We start from the raw sequence: 1,008 nt of genomic DNA, 5'->3' as shown, positions 1-1,008 counted from the left end.
CCCCGTGGCGTCGCCGCCCCGGGCCATCCCCTCGGGCCCGGGGCGCCGGGTGCTCAGGCCGTGCGGCGGCGCAGCAGCCGGAACGCGGCCACGGTCAGCAGGGCGGTGACGAGCAGCAGCACGCCGGCGCCCACCAGCTGGAGCGGCCAGTAGTGCGCGGCTGGGTGGAAGTCGCGGTAGAAGCCGGTGGCGCCGAGCTGCTCCAGTTCGCCCCGGCAGCCCGGTGCCAGCGCGTTCAGGCACGGGGCGTCCGCCCGCTCGCCCCCGGCGACGAGGACGCCCTCCCTGACCCACAGGCCCGAGCCCGACGGGCCCTCGTCCGGGCCGCTGACCCGGGTGACCGAGGGCCACAGGTGCGGCAGGGCGTGGTGCAGGGCGGTCCACAGTGCGCCCAGGGCGGCGGCGCCCGCGGCCAGGGCGGGCAGGGAGCGGCCCAGGAGCAGTCCGGCGAGGGCCCCGGCGGCCAGTCCGGCCAGGGCCAGGGCCACGGGGAGGAGTCCGCCCGCGTAGAAGGTGGCGGCGTCGTACCAGGGCTTGGCGGTGTCGACGCGGCCGTCGCCCGCGGTCCACGCCCAGCGGTGCAGTGCGGCGAGCAGCGCGGTCGAGGCGGTGACCAGCAGGGCGGGCAGGGTGAGCCGGGCGGCCAGCCAGCGGACCGGGGACACGCCCTGGGTCCAGCCGAGGCGGGCGGTGCCCGACTCCGCCTCGCGGCCGGTCAGCGCCCCCGGCCCAGGCGGCGACGAGGAGCGGCACGGTGAGCAGCGCGTACGTCGTGAGCCGGTACAGGTCCTTCTGGGCCAGGATCGCGTCCTGGTCGTAGGCGCACCGCTCGTCGAAGGCGCAGGCCCGGTAGTCCTTCCAGGCCGCCGCCGCGTCGGAGGTGAGCGGGCCGCCCAGCCACAGCAGCGCGACGGCGGCGAGGACGGTGAAGGCGGCCCAGGCGATCACGGCCGGCCGGTGCAGGCGCAGCAGCCAGCGCAGCTGGCGCGGGGCGGAGGCGGTGGGCGG

1 protein-coding gene is annotated in these 1,008 nt (G+C 78.7%); it reads right to left on the bottom strand.

The window, feature by feature from the left end; all coding sequences use genetic code 11:
- Nucleotides 1-53 precede the first annotated feature (53 nt).
- Nucleotides 54-665 (bottom strand): hypothetical protein, encoded by a 612-nt coding sequence (locus G3I53_RS09165; protein ID WP_343240584.1) that lies wholly within the window; start codon nt 663-665, stop codon nt 54-56.
- Nucleotides 666-1,008: the final 343 nt, after the last annotated feature.

The organism is Streptomyces sp. SID14436 (genome assembly GCF_010548465.1).
GTDB lineage: Bacteria > Actinomycetota > Actinomycetes > Streptomycetales > Streptomycetaceae > Streptomyces.
The sequence above is the reverse complement of the archived record's forward strand: the minus strand, read 5'-3'. Positions and strand labels throughout refer to the sequence as shown.